Below are 1,538 nucleotides of genomic sequence, written 5' to 3' on the forward strand. Positions count from 1 at the left end.
TCACTGTAGTCTAGGATGTCAGTAAATGTCAATTATGTCGGGTAAATTGTTTAACAGGAAGTACTCCTTTACCAGGAGGGGTAAGACTTAGGTAATTCGCGGAACCCCGAAAGATTACAACTAGACATCTCCAGGAATTGCTAAGCAAGTCCATAACTAGGTTTGAGATGTTTGCGATAGTTAACAAATGCTTGATTTTTAAACGAAAAAATGAGGATTGCCAGTATTTATTGACACTAATTTACCCCAAAAAATCCTAAGTAAATATCTAAATTAGAATTACACTTTTTGACAAAAATAACTAAATAATCAAAGCCCCTATTCTCAGTCTTACTAATCCGCAAACTGTCAAAATTACTTTTTCGTAATTTTGGCTGTTTAGGCGAAATCTCTCCGAAGCAACTCTAAAAATTTTGATGACCCTAATCAGATGTTCCACAAAGATTCGTTCGCGAGATTTTTTCTGATTATCTTCTTTGATTTCTGGCGGCATTTCTTTATTTGTTTCTTTTTTGGGGTTTTTATTCGGTCTTCTCCATAGTAAGCTTTATCTCCACTATACTTTTGAGGCGCGACCCAAGGGCAGTTTATCTGCCCATTGGAACGCGCGCCTCTGGTTTCGTCTAAATTTTTTGACTGTTGTCGCCATAAATTAATATCACTATTATGTCATTGATGTCCTACGGTAATATCAACTATTTCTTGACCATTTGGAGTTGTAATTAATTGATTTTTAAAAGTGTGCCTTTTCTTTTTGCCGGAGTAATACTTTTTTTGTTTTTCGTAAGACGAAGGTCTTTCTCTATCTTGTTCACAGCTATCTACAATTAATTCAAATTCTGTTAAAAGTTCCTTGACCCATTTCTCGTCACTTGGATGTTTTTTTACTTGTTCTAGCAAGCTGCTAGGTAAGATATCACTCAAAATATTGAGCCAATGATGAAAAACATTGTTAGCTGTAGATTCGCAGACATTAAAATGAATTCCTAAGATTTCAAAGGTAGGATGATTGTGTAAATAATATAAGGTAAGAATGATTTGTTCCTCTGTATTTAAAAGGCTTTTTCTTCCACCACCAGCTTTGATTAATCTCCGTTCTGATTTAGCCAGTTCTGACTTTTTTTTCTGGTGGTATTCCTGACCTTTGTTAATGAGTTGTTCGAGTTGTTGATAACTTAATCCTATTAATCTCTTTGTTGACCTGGGATTACGTTTAATATAGCTGACAATTGGAATCATTGTTTTTTTTTAAATTGTAATTAAATTTCATTATAACATAAAGCAAATATAGTTTTTTATTTTTTGGAGATGTCTAAAGGGTACTGAATCATTGCAGACTTTCTTGGAGCATCCAAATTTGGACTAAACATACCACATTAATCTGTATGAACGCGATGTTAATGCCCATATAAAAAGATATATTTTCAAAAATGGGGTGCTCCCGAATTTCTTAATTTTTATTGGCAGCAAATACGTTAACCAATTTGACCACTTGTGCGGGTCTATGATAAAATGTCCAATGCGGCGGAGACTCTGTT

At 34.2% G+C, this 1,538-nt stretch carries 1 protein-coding gene and 1 pseudogene; both read right to left on the minus strand.

Annotated elements, in window-relative coordinates; all coding sequences use genetic code 11:
• Positions 1-301: 301 nt before the first annotated feature.
• Positions 302-508 (minus strand): annotated as a pseudogene (locus F6K53_RS41555) (transposase family protein); the annotation flags it as partial.
• Positions 509-669: 161 nt separating this feature from the next.
• Positions 670-1,239, minus strand: coding sequence for a transposase family protein (locus F6K53_RS41560; RefSeq protein ID WP_293086237.1), 570 nt, complete (start codon positions 1,237-1,239; stop codon positions 670-672).
• Between the last annotated feature and the right edge of the window lie 299 nt (positions 1,240-1,538).

This window comes from Moorena sp. SIO4A1 (assembly GCF_010672065.1).
In the GTDB taxonomy this organism is placed as follows: domain Bacteria; phylum Cyanobacteriota; class Cyanobacteriia; order Cyanobacteriales; family Coleofasciculaceae; genus Moorena.

Coding starts and splice junctions, on each gene's coding strand:
- F6K53_RS41560 (WP_293086237.1), bottom strand. CDS start 1,239: ATGATTCCAATTGTCAGCTATATTAAACGTAATCCCAGGTCAACAAAG.